The following is a 19,919-nucleotide window of genomic DNA, read 5'->3' as shown; positions in this document are numbered from 1 at the left end:
ATCTCCCTTTCTGGGCCAAGTTCCAGAGCAGCCATCATTCGTCGAGCCAGGGCTGACAACTGCACACCAGGTGGCGATCCCCGTAGGCATTGTCGATGCGGCTGACGCTGGGCCAGAACTTGTGGGATCTGACCCAGGGGAGCGGGTAGGCGGCCAGCGAGCGAGGATAGGGGCGATCCCAGTGGTCGGCAGCCACCACCTCGGCGGTGTGGGGGGCCAGCTTGAGGGGATTGCGCACCGGATCCATCTCGCCTCGCTCAATGGCGGCAATCTCCTGGCGGATGGCAATCATCGCCTCGCAGAAGCGATCCAGCTCCTCCAGAGATTCGCTCTCGGTGGGCTCCACCATCATTGTCCCCGGCACCGGCCAGGAGATGGTGGGGGCGTGGAAGCCATAGTCCATCAGGCGCTTGGCCACATCTTCCACCTCGATGCCGGCGCTTTTTTTCAGGGGGCGCAAATCCAAAATACACTCGTGGGCTACCCATCCCCCCGGCCCTTTGTAGAGCACCGGGTAGTAGGGATCCAGCCGCTTGGCGATGTAGTTGGCGTTGAGGATGGCCACTTGGCTGGCCAGGGTAAGGCCGGCGGATCCCATAAGGCGAATGTAGGCCCAGGAGATGGGCAAAATGCTGGCACTGCCCCACGGGGCAGCGCTGACGGGGCCGTTACAGCCGGGCAAAACAGGATGGCCAGGCAAATAGGGCACAAGGTGAGGGGCCACGGCAATGGGCCCTACCCCCGGCCCACCTCCCCCATGGGGAATGCAGAAGGTCTTGTGCAGGTTGAGGTGGCAGACATCGGCCCCCAGCTCGGCAGGACGGCAGAGGCCCACCTGAGCGTTGAGGTTGGCCCCATCCATGTACACCTGTCCCCCCGCCTCGTGGATTATCTGGCAAATCTCGCGGATCCCTTCCTCAAACACACCGTGGGTAGAAGGGTAGGTGATCATCAAGGCTGCCAGCCGCTCCCGGTGCTGCTCCACCTTGGCCCGCAGATCCTCAATGTCGATATTGCCGGCTTCATCACAAGCTACGCTCACCACCTGCATCCCCGCCATCACGGCGCTGGCCGGGTTGGTTCCGTGGGCCGAGGTGGGGATCAAGCACACCTGCCGCCGGCTTTCCCCTCTGGCTTGGTGGTAGCGGCGGATGGCCAATAGGCCGGCATATTCCCCCTGAGATCCGGCGTTGGGCTGCAGAGAAACTCCGGCAAAGCCGGTGATCTCCGCCAGCATCTTTTCCAACTGGGCAAAGAGGGCTTGGTAGCCGCGGGCCTGCTCCAGGGGCACAAAAGGATGGAGCTGGGCAAACTCCGGCCAGGTGACCGGCATCATCTCCACCGTGGCGTTCAGCTTCATGGTGCAAGAGCCCAAGGGGATCATGGAATGGGTGAGAGCCAGATCCCGGCTTTGCAGGCGGTGGATATAGCGCAGCAGCTCAGTTTCCGAGTGGTAACGGTTAAAGACCGGATGGGTGAGGTAGGGGGTGGTGCGCAGGAGCTGGGGCGGCAGGCTCTGGCCCAAGTCCAGCTCTGGGCTGTCGGGATCCCAAGCTGGCGGTAAGGACTCGGTTCCGCTGCGGGGAAGGGTTCCGGCGAAGATCTCCCACAGATCCCGCAGATCCTGAGCGGTGGTAGCCTCATCCAAGCTGATCCCCAGCGTCTGGTCATCGATCTGGCGGAGGTTGATCTGTCGCTGGGCAGCGCCGGCCTGGATCGCCTGCACCTGCTCTGGAGAAGCTACCTTGACCCAGAAGGTATCGAAGAAATGCTCGGGCCCCACCTCATAACCCAACTGGCAGATCCCAGTGGCCAAGTGATGGGCCTGGCGGTGGATGCGCTCGGCTATGTGTCGCAAGCCGCGGGGGCCGTGGTAGACGGCATACATAGAAGCCATCACCGCCAAAAGCACCTGGGCAGTGCAGATGTTGCTGGTGGCCTTGTCCCGCCGGATGTGCTGCTCGCGGGTCTGCAACGCCAAGCGCAGGGCTGGCTTGCCTTGAGCATCCTGAGAAATCCCCACCAGCCGTCCTGGCAGCAGCCGCTTGTGGGCCTCGCGGGTGGCGAAGTAAGCCGCATGGGGGCCACCATAGCCCAAGGGCACGCCGAAGCGCTGGGTGGATCCCACCACGATGTCCGCTCCCCACTCTCCTGGGGGTTGCAATAGGGTTAAGCTGAGCAGGTCGGCAGCCACCGCCACCACCATCCCCTTCTGGTGAGCCTGCTCCACCAACTGCCGGTAGTCCCGGATTTCCCCATAGGTGCTGGGATACTGCAGGAGTAATCCAAAACCCTTTTCCAGGGAGAGTTCTGTTGGATCGGCTATGCGCACCTGGATCCCCAAGGGCTCTGCCCGCGTCTGCACCACTGCAATCGTCTGGGGATGACAGCCCCGATCCACCCAGAAAACTGGGGATCCCCTGCCTGCCAAGGTGTAGGCAAGAGCCATGGCTTCTGCGGCTGCGGTGGCCTCGTCCAGCAGGGAAGCATTGGCGATCTCCATCCCCGTCAGGTCGATCACCATCGTTTGGAAATTGAGCAGGGCCTCCAGTCGTCCCTGGGCGATCTCGGCTTGGTAGGGGGTGTAGGGGGTGTACCAGGCAGGGTTTTCCAGGATGTTGCGCTGAATCACCGGTGGCGTCAGGGTGTTGGAATAGCCCATGCCCAAAAAGGAGCGCCACACCTGGTTCTGGGCCGCCATTGCCTGCAGTTCCGCCAACACCTGCTGCTCAGGGCAAGGGGATCCCAATTGCAAAGGCTGGCTGCTGCGAATGGCCGGCGGCACCGCCTTCTCCACCAGCTCCTGCAGCGAACTCAGCTCCAACACTTGCAACATCTGCCCAATTTGCCGGGCATCCAGCCCAATGTGCCGTCTGAGAAAGAGTTCGGTCTGCCCCAGCAACTCCAGCTCCGGAGAAGGCGTGGGTTGTGGGATCCCTGTGGATGGATCCCGGCTCGGGGGGTCAAGTCGAGTCGAGTGGAGAAGGGCCAAGTCGGACATGGTGCAATCAGCCGCGAAAGGAATGGCAAGAAAGACTGTCTCCTGATCATAGTTGTTAAAAATTGTTTCTGTCGGGATCCAAATCCTGTCTTGGCCCTCGATTCGGGGTGGAGGGGATGAGACACTAGATGGTCGGAGAATGTTAGCAACCTATACAGATGAGCCTTTTGGATTCTGCTTGGAGAAGTGATGCTATGCGTTGGCTGCTGTCCATCTTGGTTCGTGTGGTGTTAGTGCTCTGTCTGTGCTTCGCTCCTTTGGGGATCCCTGTTGTGGCCAGGGCCGCAGAGCTTCCCCCGGTAAAGCACTTGGACACTCCGATTGACGTGAACAACACCATCTTGCGCAACTACCGCCAACTGCCCGGCTTCTATCCCACCCTGGCTCGCATCCTGGTGAAAAATGCCCCCTACAAGAGCCTGGAAGACATGTTGCAGATCTCAGGCCTGACAGAGCAGCAAAAGGCCTTGATCAAAGCCAACGCCGAGAACTTCGTGTTTGGCGAGTATCAGGAAGGGGCTAACCAACTGGAAAACCGCATCAACCAAGGGTACTACGGCTGATCTCGGCAGAGGGGCCATCGGGAGAATCGGCTTTTGTAGGAAAGGGATCCTGTGGCCTACGATAACGTCTGCAAGTACTTGGTGGAATGGTTCCCCGAGTCCTTTGCCCGGTGGCTACTGGGATCCCCTGTTTCCTTGGCTCAGCTACAGCCGACGGAGCTGTCCACCGAGCCCATCCGAGCGGACTCTCTTATCCTGCTGCGGGCCCAAAACCTGATTTTGCATCTGGAGTTTCAAACCGATCCGGATCCCGACATTCCCTTGCGCATGGCCGACTACTGCCTGCGCCTGTTCCGTCGCTATCCCGACCAGGAGGTGCGGCAGATTGTCATCTACCTAAGAAAAACCCAGTCAGAACGGGTGTACCAGACTTCTTTTCAACGGGGATCCCTGTCCCATCGCTTTGAGGTCTTGCGCCTGTGGGAACAAGATCCGGAGGTGCTGTCTCAATATCCAGGACTCCTGCCTTTAGCCGTGTTGGCAGATCCGGAAAACCCGGAGCCGCGACTCCGCCAAGTGGCCAGAGCAATAGCAGAGATAGAGGATCCAAAGCTACGGCAAGAGGTGAAAGCGGCCACTGCTGTTTTGGCAGGATTAACATGGACGCCAGAGGAAATTAGCAGGGTACTGGGAGGTCTGGCTGTGCGGGAATCGACCATCTATCAGATGTGGCGAGCAGAAGCCCTCAAAGAAGGGCGAGAGGAGGGCCTGAAACAAGGTCTAGAGCAAGGTCTGCAACAGGGTCTGCAGCAAGGTCTGCAGCAAGAAGCAGCTCGACTGACTCTGAGTCAACTGCGGCGCAAGCTGGGATCTTTGCCGGAAGACCTGTCTGAAACCATCCGCCTCTTACCTACCGAGCAACTGGAGGCTTTGGCGGAAGCGCTGTTGGACTTCCAAACCCTGGCCGATTTGATCCAATGGCTCAGGGAGTCATCATCCAACTAGGGTTTGCCGTCGCGGCCTTTTCCAACCTCACAGGACTCTGTGGGTGAGTTAGGATCCCTGTTACTCAGATGGACTCGATGAAACGGCCACAGGTTTTGATCTGTGGCTACTACGGCTACGGCAATGCCGGCGATGAGGCGTTGTTGGTGGCTCTCTTACGAGAGCTAGAGCAGTTGCCCAGCCCCGTACAGCCGGTGGTGCTCTCCCGTCGCCCTGCCGAAACGGCTGCCACCTATGGGGTGCTGGCCTATCCGCGCTTCAACAGTTTGGCTTTACGGCGCTGTCTCCAGGAGGCCCAGGCTTTCATCTGGGGTGGAGGTGGCCTGCTGCAGGATCGCACCAGTTGGCGCAGCCCTCTCTACTACCTGGGGGTGATGGGCCTAGCCCAGCGATGGGGGCTAAGAACCGTTGCCTGGGCCCAGGGGATCGGGCCGCTGCAGCGGGGGTGGATTCGCGCACTAGCCCGTCGCTCGTTGGCAGGTTGCACGGCCATCAGTGTGCGGGATGGGGTTGCCTCCCAATGGCTGCAAGAGTGGGGGATCCCTCACCAGGTGGCTCCGGATCCCGTCTGGAGTTTGCCGTCCAAAACCTTGCCGGAATGGGAAACGTGGCCTCAGCCCCGCATTGCTGTGGTCTTGCGTCCGCATCCGCAACTGACTGGAGCCTGTCTAGAAGCTTTGAGCCAGGGTTTACAGCGTCTCCAGGCTTCCACGGGGGCATACCTTCTCTTCGTGCCCTTTCAGCTGGCTCCTCCCGGATCCCCTGACCTTGGGCCAGACTACCACTTGGCTCAGCAGCTTCAGCAGCGCCTACCCCACCGTAGCCAAGTGCTGGAAATTCGGGATCCCTGTCTATTGAAAGGAGTCTTTCGGGGTGTCAGGCTGGCGATCACCATGCGCTACCACGGATTGGTGATGGCGGCGGCAGAGGGCTGCGCCTGTTTTGGTCTCAGCTACGATCCCAAGGTGAAAACGCTGCTCCAGGAATTGGGCATGCCTGGCTGGGATCTGCAGGAGATGCCCACCGATCCTGAAGCCTTACACCAAGCTTGGCTGGCCTGCTACTCAGAGAGCCTAGCTCTCAGCCCTGCCCAAGCTGACCTGTGGGCGAGGCAATCGGCTCAGCACGCTCAGTTGTTGAGACAGCACCTGAAGTGGGGTTGATGGGGTTGCCTGGAGAAGTTGCTGCCAGGGCGAATTCCGGTAGCGGTTCTTCTGGAGAGCTGCTTTACCCCAAAAGTAGGGAGGCACGGTGTCCCCGAACCAAAGCGCTGCGTGCATCCGCTTGAGGAGGCTCCCAATTCATTGAGGGGAGCATGACTCTAGTCAATAATAAGCTCAACTATACTGAAAATAATGTATAATATGTTCAGTACGGATTACTACCAGTTGATCTTTCTGTTTACTTTCGAGTCTGCCAACATGGTAGCCAAAGCAAAGCAGAAAATTGGTAGTAAGACGACACGGAAACTGCGCTTTGGGTATTCTACTCAAAGCTTTGCGGGATACCGCCATTCTGTTTGGAAACAAACAGAATGCTATCGCTGCATAGTTGAACAGTGATGTTCAGCAGTGTTCAGCGTAAATGTATCAGGACGTCACCTGAGAGGGTTTTGGGGGAGAAACTCCCGATCCAGGGGCAGGGGGGCGACAGGTTGGGTGAGGGTAAATTGGCCGCTTTCTATCCATTGCTTGAGGATTTCGGCAATTTGCATGGAGCGGCGCAGGCTGACCAGGGGAGCGGTGCGAACCTTGCGGCCATTGAGGGTGATCTGGCCGGATTTGAGCTGGGCATAGCTCACCAAGCCAAAGGTGGGCCGCACCCGGCGGGGAATGGAAAAGTCGATCACCGGTGCCACCAGTTCTTCATCCCGGATGGCGATGGCCTCCAAATCCGCAGGAGCGAGGATGGGAATGGGGATCCCGACCCCCAACATCAAGCTGGGACCGTAGTTGCGGAAGTAGCAGCCCCTCACCCATTCCGCCTGCATTTGCTTGGCATCTCCAATCAGGGCTAGAGTGGCCGCCGGGCCGATGGGAGTTTGGTTGGGCAATCGCTTTTGCAGCGGAAAGTGTTGGGTGCCCTCCCAGGCGACGTAGCCGATGCCGCCTCCCAAAAAGATGCGGCTGCCGATCCCCACCCGGCGCAACAGGGGATCGTTCAACAAGGGGGATAGCTCTCCCGGGTTGGAATAGACGGCATTGCCCAGATGCGGTTCCAACAGACCCAAGTAGGTGTACAAAGGCCGATCCCCGCCGTTCACCCCGACGATGAAGTTTTGGTAGGCATTGCGGGGGTTGAACAGGTAAAACTGGTTGAGCTGATCCCGAGTCAGGGTGGTCTCGTAGTCGGCGCGGGGGTAACAATCGGTCACTTGGCCGATGGCCCGCAAATGGACGCGCTTGCCCGCCACCAGGTCGGCAATGACATGGCCGCCCCCATAGGCTTGATCCGCTTGCTCGCTGGGTTGGGCTGCCCCCAGGTAAAGATCCACCGCGCCAAATCCGGCATAGGCCGGTACCCCGTTCAGCCAAGCTTGGCGAATCTTGATGGGCGGATCCGTATGGCCCAGGTTCACAATGGCTCCTGAAGACTCCATTGGCTCAAAGGTGCCGGTGGTGATCACATCCACCTGCTCAAAGGCTTCCTGGATCCCCAAGGTGGCCAGCTTGGCTTTGGCTTCCAGGGCCGTCCACACCCGCACCTGGCCTTTGGCAATGCGTTGGTTAATCTGGTCTAGGGTTCTCTCCATGGGATGTAAAGATCGCAATGGTTGGTCGCGTTGGCGGTGTGGAGCACTAGGCAGTCTTGATCGCTTGATCGTCGAGGGATCCGCTCCCATCTTGAATTCTCTCGTGAGGCAGCTCTTGGGACTGGCTCAATGAATAGCTTAAATGGACGGGGATCTGGGCCGGTGGGGCTTAAGGGGATCCGGCAGTATGGGCCGCTTTTGCCGGCGTTGGGGTTGGTGGGCCTGCTCTACGGCGGGGGGCTGCTGCTGGCTCTGGCCCAGAGTGTGGGCCTCTACGGCCTGGGCGAGAGGGGGTTTACCCTGCAGGGGTATGGGGAGCTGCTGCGGGATGCGGAAGTCGGGGGATCCCTGTTGCTCAGCCTCAGAATCGCTCTGTTGGCGACGGGGTTGGCGCTGCTTTTGGGGCTGGGGCTGGCGCTGCTGTTGCGGGGGGTGGGGGGGTGGGCCATCTGGCTTGGCCAGTTGACGCTGCCGATTCCTCATTTGGTGGGGGTGGCGGGGATGCTGCTGCTGCTGGGGCCCAGCGGTTGGCTGGCGCGGCTGGCCTTCCAACTGGGCTGGATTGCCTCGGATCAGGATTTTCCCTTGTGGGTGAACGACCGCGGCTATGTGGGGGTGTTGCTCTATTGGCTTTGGAAGGAGATCCCGTTTGCCGCTCTGGTGGCGCTGACGCTGCTGCGCGGGATGGGATCCGAGCTGGAGCAACAGGCTCGGCTGCTGGGGGCTTCTGCCGCCCAAACGTTTTGGTATGTGACCCTGCCCTTGCTCAGGCCGGGGCTGCTGGCCACCGGGATTCTCATCTTCGGCTTTGTCTTCAGCGCCTTTGAGGTTCCCTTGCTCTTAGGGCCCACCTACCCGCGCACCTTGCCCGTTCTGATCTATCAGCGCTTCACCCACATCAACCTGGAGCAGCGGCAGCAGGCGGTGGCGCTGGGGATCATCCTGCTGGCTGTCTCGGCAGCGGTGGTCAGCCTAATCGGAGGGCTGTTTGCAGCCAGAGTATCCTTTCTGCAGCTGCCGTTTGGCTCAGCGGGACGGAGTCCTTGGAGAAAGCCGTGAAAGGACGCAGATGGATTGGGGGATCCCTGCTCCGCCTTGGGGTGGCCGGAGTGGCCCTCCTTTGGGCTTTGCCCTTTGGGGTGCTGGCCCTTTGGGCCTTCACGCGGGCCTGGTATTTTCCCGATGCCCTGCCCCGGGCATGGAGCATAGCCGGTTGGCAGCAACTGCTGAGCTGGGGATCCCAGTTCCGGGCAGCCTTCGGCCAGAGCTTGCAAATTGCCCTGTTCACCACCCTGCTGGCCCTGGGGGTGGGGATCCCGGCAGGGCGAGTTTTGGGCACCCGTCCCGTGCCTGCCTGGCTGCGCCTGCTGCTGCTGTTGCCCGTCATCACCTCTCCTCTGGCTGTGCTGATGGGGATCCAAGGGGTGCTGATTCGCCTGCGGCTAGACGGTGCCCTGCTGGGGGTGGTGCTGGTGCATCTGATCCCCACCATTCCCTACATGGCTCTGGTGATGGGCAGTGTGTTCGCCCGTTTCGACCGCGGCTACGAGGCGCAGGCCCGCTGTTTGGGGGCGGATCCCTGGCAGGTGTGGTGGCAGGTGACGTTGCCCCTCATTGCCCCTGGGGCAGCCATTGGGGCGGTATTTGCCTTTTTGATCTCTTGGAACGAATTTTTGCTCACCTTCTTTGTCGGCGGTGGGCGGGTTCTCACGCTGCCAATGCTGCTCTACAGCCTTTTGCAAGGGGGAAACAATACCCTGGTGGCTGCAGTGGCCTTCCTGTCGCTGCTGCCGGGGTGGTTGGCCTTGCTGGGGGCCAGCGTCTGTTTGGGGCAGGCCATCGGGCTACCCCCCACAGAGGTTCAAGAGGGGGAGAGCTAATATCCCTTCAGGGCCAGGTTGGGCCGTTGCAGAGCAGCTCCCACCCGTTGAACCTGAGTTTTGAAGCTGCCATCTCGCTCCAACCATATCTGCCTCAGGGCAGGGGGAATTACCTCCAGGCCAAACTGGGGGCTCTTGGGACGAAATTGCACACAGGTTGAGGGACAAGCCAGGTAATCAACCCCCTCCCGCCGGCGGTGCAGGTCTTGGTGAATATGGCCGAATACAACGAGGCGGATGTGGTCGAACTCGTCCAGAACCCCAAACAACCGCTCCGGCTGCTGCAGGGCACTTTGATCCAGCCAGGCAGAATCCACCGAAAAAGGGGGATGGTGCAGGGCCAACAAAACATGGTGTTGGGCAGCTTTGCTCCGCTGCAATTCCTGTCTCAGCCACAGCAGCGTGCGCTCCGTCAGGTAACCGCTATCTTTGCCGGGCACGAGGGAGTTCAACAAAATAAAGCTCCAATTTTCCCGGCTGAAGCTCTTGTCCCCAAATAGCCGCTCGGCRTGRAGCTCTTGGTTCATGGTGTGCAGGCGATCGTGGTTGCCTGCCAACCAGTAAGTATCGATGGGGAGAGCCTGCAAATGGGCTCTCAAACGGGCGTAAGATGCCGCACTGCCATCTTGAGAGAGATCTCCGGTAAGCAGCAGCAGATCCGGCAAGGGATCCAGAGCGGCAATGGCCTTTTGCACCTGCAGGAAAGAGGCTTCCGTGTCCACCCCCAGCAGCCGGTGATGGGGCTTGGCAAACAGATGCAGGTCGCTGATCTGAACCACGTATACGGTCATAGAGCAGGCCCAAGAGGGTGGGATCCCATCTCCGCAGGTTTAAAACACTACCGTTTTACGTTTTAACACCAGATGGCCCGGCTGGAACCAGTAGGTAGGGTCATTTCGATTCAAGCTAGGACACTGCACCCACACCCGAAACGTTGGTCGCGTCTTCGCGTCAGCGTTGCGGAGCAATAATTCCCAGAACCACAAGGCTTTTCTCAGTAGCCCAGGCGTCTCGCCCCCAACCTAAAATGACCATAACTCAGCCCTAAAGGGCTCAACCTTAACCTACCCAAGTCCGTCAACCCGGTTCAACCCCTTGAGAAAGCCTTAGGAAACATTCAGAGAGCGGCCCACGTTCCTAAAAGCAGCCTGCACCTGAGGCCAGCGGGATTCCTGGGTAGAGGCCGTCAGCGTATAGAGGCGATGGTGCCGAACGGTCACCGTCACCACCTCGTGGCGAAGCTGGGATCCCATATCGGTTTGGTATTCCAGCAGGTAATAGGGGTGCTCCTGCCGCTCAAAGGCTTCGGCAGCCAACAGCTTGGCCGAGCGACCGGATCCCTCAGGAGCAATGATCTTCTCCGCCACCAACTGCCCCACCTCAGCCGGGCTGCCCAAATCGGCAATCGTCTCCCCCTTGTCAAACGGGGCGATCATCAGGCTGACGTTCTCGGTCTCGTACACCAGGTCGCGCAGGAGTACCACCGGCCCTTTCCCCGGCCCAAGATTGACCGCCACCATGCCGTTGGGGTAAGCAAAAGCAAAGGCTCCGCTGGGATCCCTGTAGGCCCGCAGGTTAGAGCCCGCGGAACAGGCACCGACCACCAAGCTGAGGCAGACACAGAGCAGCAACAGCGCTCTAGACAGCCACGGGCTGGTTGCGTAAGTGGGCCACAGGCCTGATCGGGCAGAATGCGCGCCTCGTGCTGCTGACATTGCTGGGATCCTCTCCTCAGGTGGGTTGCCTATTCTTCCTTTATCATCCTAGTACGAGCGCACTCCCTCTAGCCCGTTGACCGTCAATTCCCAACGGAAAACTCCCCCTGCAACTTAGCAGCGGGGTTGCCGACGTGGGTTGAAAAGCGAGGGATCCCCAAGCTTGGAAGCAACTGCCGCTATTGGGGGAGCCGCTTCTCGAAATCCAAATCCGGCATCGGCAAGTTGGCCTGGGCACCTCCTTGGCCGGTGAGCATTGCCAAGCGGCGGGAGATTTCGTCGTCCATGGCCATTTCATCCAGTTGGGCAGCAATCTGCTCGCTGCGATCTTCCGAGAGTTCGCTCATGGCTCGGGATTTGAGCTGGCGAGCCTGGATAGCATTCTTTGCCGCCTCAAATTGGGACTTGGCCGAGTCGATGTTGTAGGAGTTGTTGACGCGGGTCATCTGCTCCAGAGCTTGGTTCACCTCGTTGATGTCTTTGAGGTTGCTCAGCTCGCTCTTGTAAGCGGCCAGTCGTTCTTTCTCGCGGGCCAGCTTTTGCTTGGCGGCGTTGACGTAGCGCTCGGCAGTTTCCACGTTCTCCTTAAGGGGGCCGAGAATGGCCTCAATTTGCAGCGCTTGGGACATAGCCAGGCGGGCAGCCTCTTGATCGCCCCGTTGGGCGGCCAGGCGAGCTTTGTTCTCCAGGGCCTGGTACTCCCGCACCTTTTGCATGTACTTCTGCTCAGCCCGCTGATAGGCGGCTACTTGGGTGGCAACGGCTTCCGTGAGACGCTGAACCGTCTCCTGCATCGTGCGTAGGGATTCTTCCGCCACCATCACCGCTCCTGTGCCGCCTTTCTCCACCGGGATCCCCCACAGCCAGTTCCAAGTTCCGACGATGACGCTGCCGGCCCGTTGCCCAAAAATGCCGTAGATAATCTTGCGTGCGCCCATGGCCTGACCCTCCTGCTTGTGCGTGCCTCTACTGTATTTAACTTTCTCCCTGACTGGAAAGATCTCAGGGATCCGGCAAGTGGACAAATTCAAATCCCCGCTTCTTCAAAGTTGGGATCAACTGCCGCGTTACCTCAACCACTTGGGCTCCTCCTTGTACCCCATCGTGCAGCACGATTAAGGAGCCAGGCCGCACCTGGGCCAGCACCCGCTCCACTACCACCGATACCGGTGGGATCAGCCAATCCTCAGGCACCACGCTCCACATCACCGGACAAAAGCCCCAACGGCGCAAATCCGCAAGCGTCTGCGGCCAAAACAAGCCATTGGGCGGGCGCACAGCCCGATAATCGTCAGGGATCCCGCCACAGGCAGCCACCAGGGCAGCTTGGCTGCGCTTCAGGCTCTGATAAAGCTCTCCAGGGGCAAGCTCGGTAAAAGGGCGATGCTGCCAGCCGTGAAGGCCAATGCGGTGGCCTTGTTGGCGGATCTGACGGGCCAGGTGGGGCCAGCGCTGCACCCGTTCTCCCAACACAAAAAACGTGGCCGGCACCTGAAAATCCATCAAAACCTGCAACAAAGCAGGGGTGTACTCAGGGTGAGGGCCATCGTCAAAGGTCAGAGCCACCCGCTGGGTATGGGGATCTGCCGGCAACTCCCACAGGCCGTCGGGAAAGAGGGTCTTGAGGCCCCAATGCAGGGGTGGGTAGAGAGATGGGGGCAGGATTTGCCGAGAAGAGAAGAGCATTGTGGTGGGCTGTATTTTGTCCAGAACCAGAGGGCAATGCTTTGGGTGATCAACTGGGTAACAAATTTAGGTATTGCCGATTGAGCCAACCAATTGAAAAAATGGGCATGAGCATTGTAGCTAACAAAACAGACAGGGGTGGCGGGCCTATCGATGGCTTTTTGGATCTTGCCGTAGCCGGGTCACAGAAGTTGGAATTGGAATCCCGTCCTGTTGACCGCCGGGCGCTCTTGCTGAGTTCTTGAGGCCGATGATGGATGTGGGATCCCTTCTGCCCATAGCCCAGATCCGATAGGCTAGATTCACCCTCAAGGTATCAGCTGATGGCTTGGCAAACTCCAACACTGCTGCTGGTGGATGGTCACTCTTTGGCTTACCGCTCCTTCTACGCCTTTGCCTACAGCCGCGAGGGGGGGTTGCGCACTTCCACTGGGATCCCCACCAGCGTCAGCTTTGGCTTTTTGAAATCGCTGTTAGAAGTCTTGGACAAATACACCCCTACCCATGTAGCCGTTGCCTTTGATACACGGCAGCCCACTTTTCGCCACGAGGCCGACGAAACCTACAAATCAGGCCGCCCGGAAACGCCACCGGAGTTTATCGAAGATGTGGAGAACCTGAAGCAGGTGTTGACGGCACTACGCATCCCGATTTTGGTGGTGCCTGGTTTTGAAGCCGATGACATTTTGGGCACCCTCAGTAGGCTAGCCCCCCAAGATTACCGGGTGCAGATCTTAAGTGGCGATCAAGATCTGTTCCAGTTGATCGATACCGATGGAAGAGTTCGGGTTTTGCACCTCAACAGCAAAGATCGCATCAGCGAGTTTGGCCCCGAACAAGTGAAAGAAAAATTGGGCATCTGGCCTTGGCAGGTGGTGGATTATAAGGCCCTCTGTGGCGACCCTTCCGACAACATTCCCGGGGTGAAAGGGATCGGCCCCAAGCGAGCTGTGGAGCTGCTGGAGCGCTACGGCAGTTTGGATGAAATTTTCGACCACCTGGACGAGATCCAAGGAAAAGTCCAGCAATACCTCAAAGAAGGGATCCCGGCGGCCCATCACTCGCAATTTATGGCTCGGATCAAATGCGACGTTCCTCTTTCTCCCGACTGGGAGAGCATGAAATTAACCGGGTTTGATCAAGCAGAATTGCTGCCGCTGCTGGAAAAATTGGAGTTTCACAGCTTCATCGCCCAAGTGCGCAAAATACAAACGGCTTTGGGGGGGATCCCAACCGAGGCAGAGGTGGTTGGCGCTTTTAATCCCACCGGGGATCCCGCAAACGCTCCTGACGAAGCCCTGTGGTTTGATTTTGCCCTCGATCCCGTCCCTTCTCTGCCGGCGGTGCGCATCATCGATACGCCGGAGCAACTGGAGCTTTTGCGGCAAGAGCTGCTGGCCTGCCCAGGGATTGTAGCTTGGGATACTGAAACCACCAGTCTAGATCCACGGGATGCCCAATTGGTGGGGATCGGCTGTTGTTGGTCAGAGGGAGATATCGCCTACTTGCCCATCGGCCACCGCCAGGGATCCAACCTGGATTGGGAGCTGGTGAAACAAAGCCTGCAACCCCTTTGGGAAGATCCCAACCGACCCAAAAGCCTACAAAACTGTAAGTACGACCTGAGCATTTTCCGCGCCCACGGGATCCGCCTGCAAGGGATCCAGTTTGATCCCATGTTGGCCAGCTACGTTTTGGATCCAGAAGCCAGCCACAACTTGGCCGATTTGGCAGCCACCCATTTGAATTTGCCGACCACCAGCTACAAAAAGTTGCTGGGCAAGGAACAGTCCATTGCCGATATCCCGATTTCCAAAGTTGCAGAATACTGTGGAACCGACGCCTATTGTGCCTATCGTCTGGTGCCAATCCTCACCGAAAAGCTGCAGAAAACCGATCCACGCCTGTGGGATCTTTTTATTCAAGTCGAGCTGCCCTTGGCCCAAGTTTTGGAAGAGATGGAGTGGATCGGCATTCGCGTTGATACCGAGTTTCTGAGGCAATTTTCCCAAGAGCTGGAACAAGAGCTGCAAAGTTTGGAGCAGAAAGCTTATGCCCAGGCTGGAGAAACCTTTAACCTCAATTCTCCCAAGCAACTGGGATCCCTGCTCTTTGAAAAGCTGAAATTGGACATTCGCAAAACCCGCAAAACGGCTACTGGCTATTCCACTGATGCCTCAGTTTTAGAAAAGCTAGAGGGGGATCATCCTCTCATCGAAACCATCGTGCAATACCGCACCTTGGCCAAGCTGAAATCGACCTATGTGGATGCTCTGCCTGCCCTGGTAAGAAGCGATACCGGCAGAGTCCACACCGACTTTAACCAAACCGTTACTGCCACCGGCAGGCTCAGCTCCTCAAACCCCAACTTGCAAAATATTCCCATTCGCACCGAGTTCAGTCGCCGGATTCGACAAGCTTTTATTCCCCAAGAGGGATGGCTATTGACGGCAGCAGATTACTCTCAAATTGAGCTGCGCATTTTGGCCCACCTCAGCCAAGAACCTGCCTTGCTGGAAGGCTTTCGCTCAGGGGAAGATGTGCATACCCTGACCGCCCGCCTGCTCCTGGAAAAACAAGAAATAACCAGCGAAGAACGTCGCCTGGCCAAGACGATTAACTATGGGGTGATCTACGGCATGGGGGCACAGCGCTTTGCCCGCACTGCGGGGGTTTCTTTGTCGGAAGCCAAGCAATTTTTACAGCGATTTAACGAGCGCTACGCCGGCATTTTTGCCTATCTGCGCTCCACTGAAGCCTTTGTGGAAAAGCATGGCTATGTAGAAACGATCTTGGGTCGCCGTCGCTATTTTCCCAATTTGTCTCGTCTGACAGGCCATCGCAAACAAGCGGAATTACGGGCAGCTGTGAATGCTCCCATTCAGGGATCCGCCTCGGACATTATCAAAGTAGCAATGGTGCGCCTGCGGCAAAAGCTGCAGAACTTTCGTTCCCGCTTGCTCCTGCAAGTGCATGATGAGCTGGTGTTTGAGGTGGATCCCTCGGAATGGCAGGCCCTAAAACCGCTGATCCAAAGGGAAATGGAAGGAGCAGTGCCCCTCTCCATACCGCTGGTGGTGGATATCCAAATTGGCCACAATTGGAAGGAAGCCAACTAGACCATGGGAGGCAGAAAACCCCAGGTTTGCAAGGAAAGGGATCCCGGCTCCGTGAAAATGTTAAGCTATGTAAAAGCGTTTGTTGTTTTCTTATGACTGTTGAGATTTACACCTGGCGTTTTTGTCCCTTCTGCATCCGGGCTAAGCAACTGCTGGATCGCAAAGGCGTGAAGTATATCGAGTACGCCATCGATGGAGACGAGGCAGCACGGGCGGAAATGGCCAAGCGGGCCAACGGCCGCCGTTCGGTGCCGCAAATTTTCATCAACGACCAGCATATCGGCGGCTGCGACGATCTTTACGCGCTAGAGGCTCGCGGCCAGTTGGATCTGCTCCTACAGCAGGCCAGCTAAGCCTCAACTGTATCTCTCATCACTTTGTAGCCTGTTTAACTTGAGCGCGAGCCTGCTTCACCATGGCAATTAAGGTTTGATGGGCGTCCTCGGAGTCCCGCAGGGGGTGGTCGAAGCGGATCCGCAGCGTTTGTACGGCCCCGTCGACCTGCACCCGCAAGTCCATCCCTTCCGGGTCAATGGCCTGCATGCGGGCTTGGGTAACTCCTTCCACCTGGCCAAAGACCCTGGCGTAGAGGGCTATTGCATCGGCATGATCTTCGTTCATGTGCTTGCAGATGCGCTCGCTAACTTGGGGGGTGAGAGGATCGCCCATGGCAGTTGTTTTTGGCTTACAGCCCTCAGTTTAAAGCTCCCGCCAGTCCACAGTAAACTACCCAACCCTACCCCTGGCCAGTACAATAATGCGGCTAACCCAGCGTTAAAAGCGGCGCTCCCGGATAGGCAGCCGTTTAGGTTTCAGAATAAAAAGGCAGGGATCCCTTCCCCTCCATCCCAGAGAACACCAGGGATCCAGGGGATCAAGCTTGTCCTTGGGCCTGTAGCTCCAACAGCTCATCTGCCATATCCAAAAAAGCCTCCCGATCCAGATAGGAGACATCTCCCACCCACTCCCCCAGCTTGACCACATAGACCTCGCTCAAGGTGGGCCGGCGCTGCAAATCGCGGGAATAGGCTTTCACCAACCCGAGCACCGATTGCTTTTTGACAATTCGCCTGTAGCGGGGATCGTCCTTGGCCCGCACACGATAGACGACTCCGGTCTCATCGCCAATTTCCATCTCAAACTGGCGCTCCCGCACCTCTTCAATGTAGAAGTTGCCATCTTCATCCAGCTTTTCTCGCTCTTCCACCACCACCTCGTAGCGGCGAGTGCGCAACACCTGCCCAAAAAACAATCCCCCATAGGGAATCTCGCGAAAGGCTAGCTGACGGCGGGAGATGGTATAGAGCGGCCCCCACAGGAAGGGATAGAGCAACGAGAGAATCCCGACCAGAAAGGAGATCGCCCCCAGAAAGGATCCCTCGCCAAAAGCGCGAGAGAGAACCAGCAGCGCCACGCCCACCAAAATGGCCGTGATGATGCGGCCCGTGCTCTTGAGGGCATCGCTCCAGTAAGCCGCATACTGAAGGCGCGTTGGCACCACCGGAATCACCGATTCGCATTCTTCTGGGGTTAGCTCCAACAACATGCTCCAAGGATCCTCACAATGCCACACTCCATCTGCAACGGGCCAGACCCTATCTTAAAATGAGGCAGGGGCGCTTCGCCGCCGGGCTTGTCTGCTGCCAGTTCTTGCACACTTCCCACTTCCATGCTGACAGGATCCCATTTCTCCTCGACCGGCCAGACCATCAGACAGCAGGTGGCCCAGTTGGACGAGGGATCCCGTCGCGACAAGGCTTGGCTGGGGGATGCGGTGTTGAGCTTGTTTGCCCGGCAGTGGCTGCTTGGGCCACCTCAAGACTGGCAAGTGCCTTCCCCGCCCAGTTGTGACTTGAATCGCGCAGAACTCTTCACTTGGCTGACCTCCAATCAATTTTTGTCGGCCTTCAGGGATCCCACGCAGGTTGAGGCGGAAATCGGCCTGGTTTACGAAAAAGAAGGTCTACAAGCAGCGTTTGAATATATCCAGGCGCACCTGCTGCCTCTATTTGTAAGACAGGTGAACAACCGCGCCAAAGCCCTGCGTGGCAAACGCCACTAGCCAGTTTCTGAGCGAAGCAAGAGCGCGGCAGGATGGCTGGGCAGGTCGCCTCTTGAGGGGGAAGCAGAGTTAATGGGAAGAAGGGGGATCCACCCAGCGCCCATCGGCTTTGATCAGATCGATCAGCGCCTGCACGCCTTCCGATTCCGGCACCCTTTTCACTTCCTCTTTGCCGCGGTAGAGAGAGATCACCCCCGGCGTCTTGCCCACGTAGCCGTAGTCGGCGTCGGCCATCTCTCCCGGCCCATTGACAATGCAGCCCATGACGGCAATGTCCAGCCCCACCAGGTGCTGGGTTGCGGCGCGCACCTTCTGCAGCACCTCCTCCAAATTGAAGAGGGTGCGGCCACAGGAAGGGCAAGCCACATACTCCACCATGGTTTTGCGCAGGTTCAGAGCTTGCAAAATGCCGTAGGCCACCGGGATCTCCTTCTCTGGCGCTTCCGTGAGAGAAACCCGAATCGTGTCGCCGATCCCTTCAGCCAAGAGGGTTCCGATCCCCACCGCCGACTTGATGCGCCCATATTCTCCATCGCCCGCCTCGGTGACACCTAAGTGGAAGGGGTAATTCAGGCCCAGGGCATCGAAGCGACGGGCTGCCAGCCGGTAGGCCGCCAACATGACCTGCGGGCGGGAGGCCTTGAAGGAAAGCACCACATTGTGAAAGTCTTGCTCGGCGCAGATTTGGGCAAATTCCAGGGCCGACTCCACCATGCCCTCAGGCGTATCCCCGTAGGTGAAGAGCATCCGCTCTGCCAGGGATCCATGATTTACCCCGATGCGCAGGGCTTTGTTCTGGGCTTTGAGGGTCTGGACAAGGGGGGTGAAGGTTTCCCGGATTTTGTTACGAATGGCCTCAAATTCCGCCTGGGTATATTCTGTGCGACCGGGCTGAGGTTTTTCAAAGACGAACAACCCTGGATTGATGCGCACCTTGTCCACGTATTTGGCCACCTCCAGGGCGATCTTGATGCCGTTGTGATGGACATCGGCTACCAAAGGCACCGGCTTGTAGGTTTGGATCAGCTTCTCCCGAATTGCCTCCATCGCCTTGGCATGGGCCATGCTGGGAACGGTAACCCGCACAATCTCTGAGCCCGCCTCGTGCAGACGGCGGATCCCGGCCACTGCCGCGTCGACGTCGAGGGTGTCCTCGTTAATCATGGACTGTACCACCACCGGGTGCTGGCTGCCGATCAACACATCGGCTACGGCCACCGTACGGGTGGGGCGACGGGGATAGACCGGTTCTGGGTAGGGCTGCTGGGTGGGGGCGTTGGGCCGATCCAGGGTTTGCATAGCTTGGTCAAGCCAAAAGAGCTGCTCTAGCTTGATTGTAGGTCGGAAACTAACCTGGGATTCGACTCAGCTCAGGGTAGAGGCTGAGGGGTTCAACCCCGAGGATTTCGACGGGATCCCCAACCCTCAGGTGCTTGCCCGTCTCCGTTCTCGGGATCCACGTATTGATTCCAAGGCGATAGAAATGGTCAAAGCGGCTGGCTTCGGCCCAGGGTGGCAAGGTTTTCTGCCGTTGCGCTACGAAGTGCTTTTGAAAACCGGGATAGGCCTCTCCGCTCAGGGGATCCCGGCTGGGCACCACACAGCGGGCGCAGGGGTTGAGGCCCAGCAGCTCCACTTCCCCAATGCGAAAGCGCACCCCTTGATCTGCGCGGGCAAAGAGACGATCCTCCCAAAAGGCAGAGCAATCCGACAGCTCGATATTCATGCGAAAGCGCTGCCGAACCGCTTCCAGGGTCAAGTTGGGGAACCAACCGGCCACCGTCTCCAGAGTGGCTGTGCTGATCAGGGTGGGGCCGTCGGCATAGGGATCGTCTGGAAACCCCCTGAGAGGCTCCTCCAGCAGTTGCACCGGAAAACCGAACCAATCGCTGAGCCAAGTCTGCAAAGCATCCCGCTGCTGCTGCAGGTCAAACTGAGCCGCCTTGCCATCCCCCCACAACTGCACCTGGCCCAACTGGGGATCAAACCGGGCCCGCAGGCGGTGGACTGCAGCATGGCGTTTGCCGTTCACCCGCTTCCCCTCCGCATCCACCAGGGCGTAGCGCCGATCCCCCTCCAAAGTCCCCCCTGCCGTCAGCCTCACCTCAGACAGAGGGATCCCATCCAGGGACTTGATGGGATAGACCGTTAACCTGGCAACCTGGGGCATGGCCTGTCTGCCGGGCTCCGCCTGAA

The 19,919-nt window shown here is 58.5% G+C and carries 18 protein-coding genes and 1 pseudogene; 9 read left to right on the top strand and 10 right to left on the bottom strand.

The features are described from left to right. Positions 1–34: 34 nt before the first annotated feature. Positions 35–3,001, bottom strand: coding sequence for an aminomethyl-transferring glycine dehydrogenase (gene gcvP, locus CYB_RS00650; RefSeq protein ID WP_011431809.1), 2,967 nt, complete (start codon positions 2,999–3,001; stop codon positions 35–37). A 194-nt stretch (positions 3,002–3,195) separates the two neighbouring features. Here gcvP and psbU point away from each other — a divergent pair, with 194 nt between their 5' ends. From psbU to CYB_RS15585, 4 genes and pseudogenes are all read left to right on the top strand, one after another. After that, positions 3,196–3,564 carry a photosystem II complex extrinsic protein PsbU gene (gene psbU, locus CYB_RS00645; protein ID WP_041436072.1) on the top strand — a complete coding sequence of 123 codons (369 nt, stop codon included), beginning with the start codon at positions 3,196–3,198 and terminating at the stop codon, positions 3,562–3,564. Between the two features lie 51 nt (positions 3,565–3,615). Further along, positions 3,616–4,509 carry a DUF4351 domain-containing protein gene (locus tag CYB_RS00640; RefSeq protein ID WP_011431807.1) on the top strand — a complete coding sequence of 298 codons (894 nt, stop codon included), beginning with the start codon at positions 3,616–3,618 and terminating at the stop codon, positions 4,507–4,509. A 77-nt stretch (positions 4,510–4,586) separates the two neighbouring features. Beyond that, positions 4,587–5,672, top strand: a complete 1,086-nt coding sequence (gene csaB, locus CYB_RS00635; RefSeq protein WP_011431806.1) for a polysaccharide pyruvyl transferase CsaB — start codon at positions 4,587–4,589, stop codon at positions 5,670–5,672. A 204-nt stretch (positions 5,673–5,876) separates the two neighbouring features. Beyond that, positions 5,877–6,060 (top strand): annotated as a pseudogene (locus CYB_RS15585) (hypothetical protein); the annotation flags it as partial. Between the two features lie 46 nt (positions 6,061–6,106). Here the strand turns inward: CYB_RS15585 and CYB_RS00630 are convergent. Further along, a complete protein-coding gene (locus CYB_RS00630; RefSeq protein WP_011431805.1) occupies positions 6,107–7,261 on the bottom strand; it encodes a homocysteine biosynthesis protein in 1,155 nt (384 codons plus the stop codon). A 129-nt stretch (positions 7,262–7,390) separates the two neighbouring features. On the opposite strand from CYB_RS00630, the gene CYB_RS00625 reads away from it, so the two are divergent. After that, positions 7,391–8,320 carry an ABC transporter permease gene (locus CYB_RS00625; RefSeq protein WP_011431804.1) on the top strand — a complete coding sequence of 310 codons (930 nt, stop codon included), beginning with the start codon at positions 7,391–7,393 and terminating at the stop codon, positions 8,318–8,320. Continuing rightward, entirely contained in the window at positions 8,317–9,141 is an 825-nt protein-coding gene (locus tag CYB_RS00620) for an ABC transporter permease (protein WP_011431803.1), read from the top strand. Before CYB_RS00625 ends, CYB_RS00620 begins: the two co-directional genes overlap by 4 nt. On the opposite strand, the gene cpdA is transcribed toward CYB_RS00620, so the two are convergent. From cpdA to CYB_RS00600, 4 genes are all read right to left on the bottom strand, one after another. After that, positions 9,138–9,932, bottom strand: coding sequence for a 3',5'-cyclic-AMP phosphodiesterase (gene cpdA, locus CYB_RS00615; RefSeq protein WP_011431802.1), 795 nt, complete (start codon positions 9,930–9,932; stop codon positions 9,138–9,140). The genes CYB_RS00620 and cpdA overlap by 4 nt on opposite strands. Before the next feature lie 315 nt (positions 9,933–10,247). Beyond that, positions 10,248–10,772, bottom strand: a complete 525-nt coding sequence (gene psbP, locus CYB_RS00610; RefSeq protein WP_011431801.1) for a photosystem II reaction center PsbP — start codon at positions 10,770–10,772, stop codon at positions 10,248–10,250. A 263-nt stretch (positions 10,773–11,035) separates the two neighbouring features. After that, a complete protein-coding gene (locus CYB_RS00605; RefSeq protein ID WP_011431800.1) occupies positions 11,036–11,794 on the bottom strand; it encodes a PspA/IM30 family protein in 759 nt (252 codons plus the stop codon). A 64-nt stretch (positions 11,795–11,858) separates the two neighbouring features. Further along, the gene (locus CYB_RS00600; protein ID WP_011431799.1) at positions 11,859–12,542 is read right to left on the bottom strand and encodes a polysaccharide deacetylase family protein; all 684 of its coding nucleotides are present in this window, start codon (positions 12,540–12,542) and stop codon (positions 11,859–11,861) included. 323 nt (positions 12,543–12,865) lie between these two features. On the opposite strand from CYB_RS00600, the gene polA reads away from it, so the two are divergent. After that, positions 12,866–15,661: a DNA polymerase I gene (polA, locus tag CYB_RS00595; protein ID WP_011431798.1), complete on the top strand. Its 2,796-nt coding sequence runs from the start codon at positions 12,866–12,868 to the stop codon at positions 15,659–15,661. 92 nt (positions 15,662–15,753) lie between these two features. After that, on the top strand, positions 15,754–16,014 hold the full coding sequence (gene grxC, locus CYB_RS00590) for a glutaredoxin 3 (protein ID WP_011431797.1): 261 nt from the start codon (positions 15,754–15,756) through the stop codon (positions 16,012–16,014). A gap of 19 nt (positions 16,015–16,033) precedes the next feature. Here the strand turns inward: grxC and CYB_RS00585 are convergent, their stop codons facing one another. Beyond that, positions 16,034–16,330: a DUF2470 domain-containing protein gene (locus tag CYB_RS00585; protein ID WP_011431796.1), complete on the bottom strand. Its 297-nt coding sequence runs from the start codon at positions 16,328–16,330 to the stop codon at positions 16,034–16,036. A gap of 205 nt (positions 16,331–16,535) precedes the next feature. Then, entirely contained in the window at positions 16,536–17,207 is a 672-nt protein-coding gene (locus CYB_RS00580; RefSeq protein ID WP_011431795.1) for a hypothetical protein, read from the bottom strand. An 87-nt stretch (positions 17,208–17,294) separates the two neighbouring features. Between CYB_RS00580 and CYB_RS00575 the strand changes: the two genes are divergently transcribed. Next, positions 17,295–17,723: a hypothetical protein gene (locus tag CYB_RS00575; RefSeq protein ID WP_011431794.1), complete on the top strand. Its 429-nt coding sequence runs from the start codon at positions 17,295–17,297 to the stop codon at positions 17,721–17,723. Positions 17,724–17,792: 69 nt separating this feature from the next. Here CYB_RS00575 and ispG read toward each other — a convergent pair whose 3' ends face one another. After that, on the bottom strand, positions 17,793–19,022 hold the full coding sequence (gene ispG / locus CYB_RS00570; protein ID WP_011431793.1) for a (E)-4-hydroxy-3-methylbut-2-enyl-diphosphate synthase: 1,230 nt from the start codon (positions 19,020–19,022) through the stop codon (positions 17,793–17,795). A gap of 49 nt (positions 19,023–19,071) precedes the next feature. Continuing rightward, on the bottom strand, positions 19,072–19,893 hold the full coding sequence (locus CYB_RS00565) for an MOSC domain-containing protein (RefSeq protein WP_011431792.1): 822 nt from the start codon (positions 19,891–19,893) through the stop codon (positions 19,072–19,074). Between the last annotated feature and the right edge of the window lie 26 nt (positions 19,894–19,919).

Source organism: Synechococcus sp. JA-2-3B'a(2-13) (assembly GCF_000013225.1).
Classification (GTDB): domain Bacteria; phylum Cyanobacteriota; class Cyanobacteriia; order Thermostichales; family Thermostichaceae; genus Thermostichus.
The sequence above is the reverse complement of the archived record's forward strand: the minus strand, read 5'-3'. Positions and strand labels throughout refer to the sequence as shown.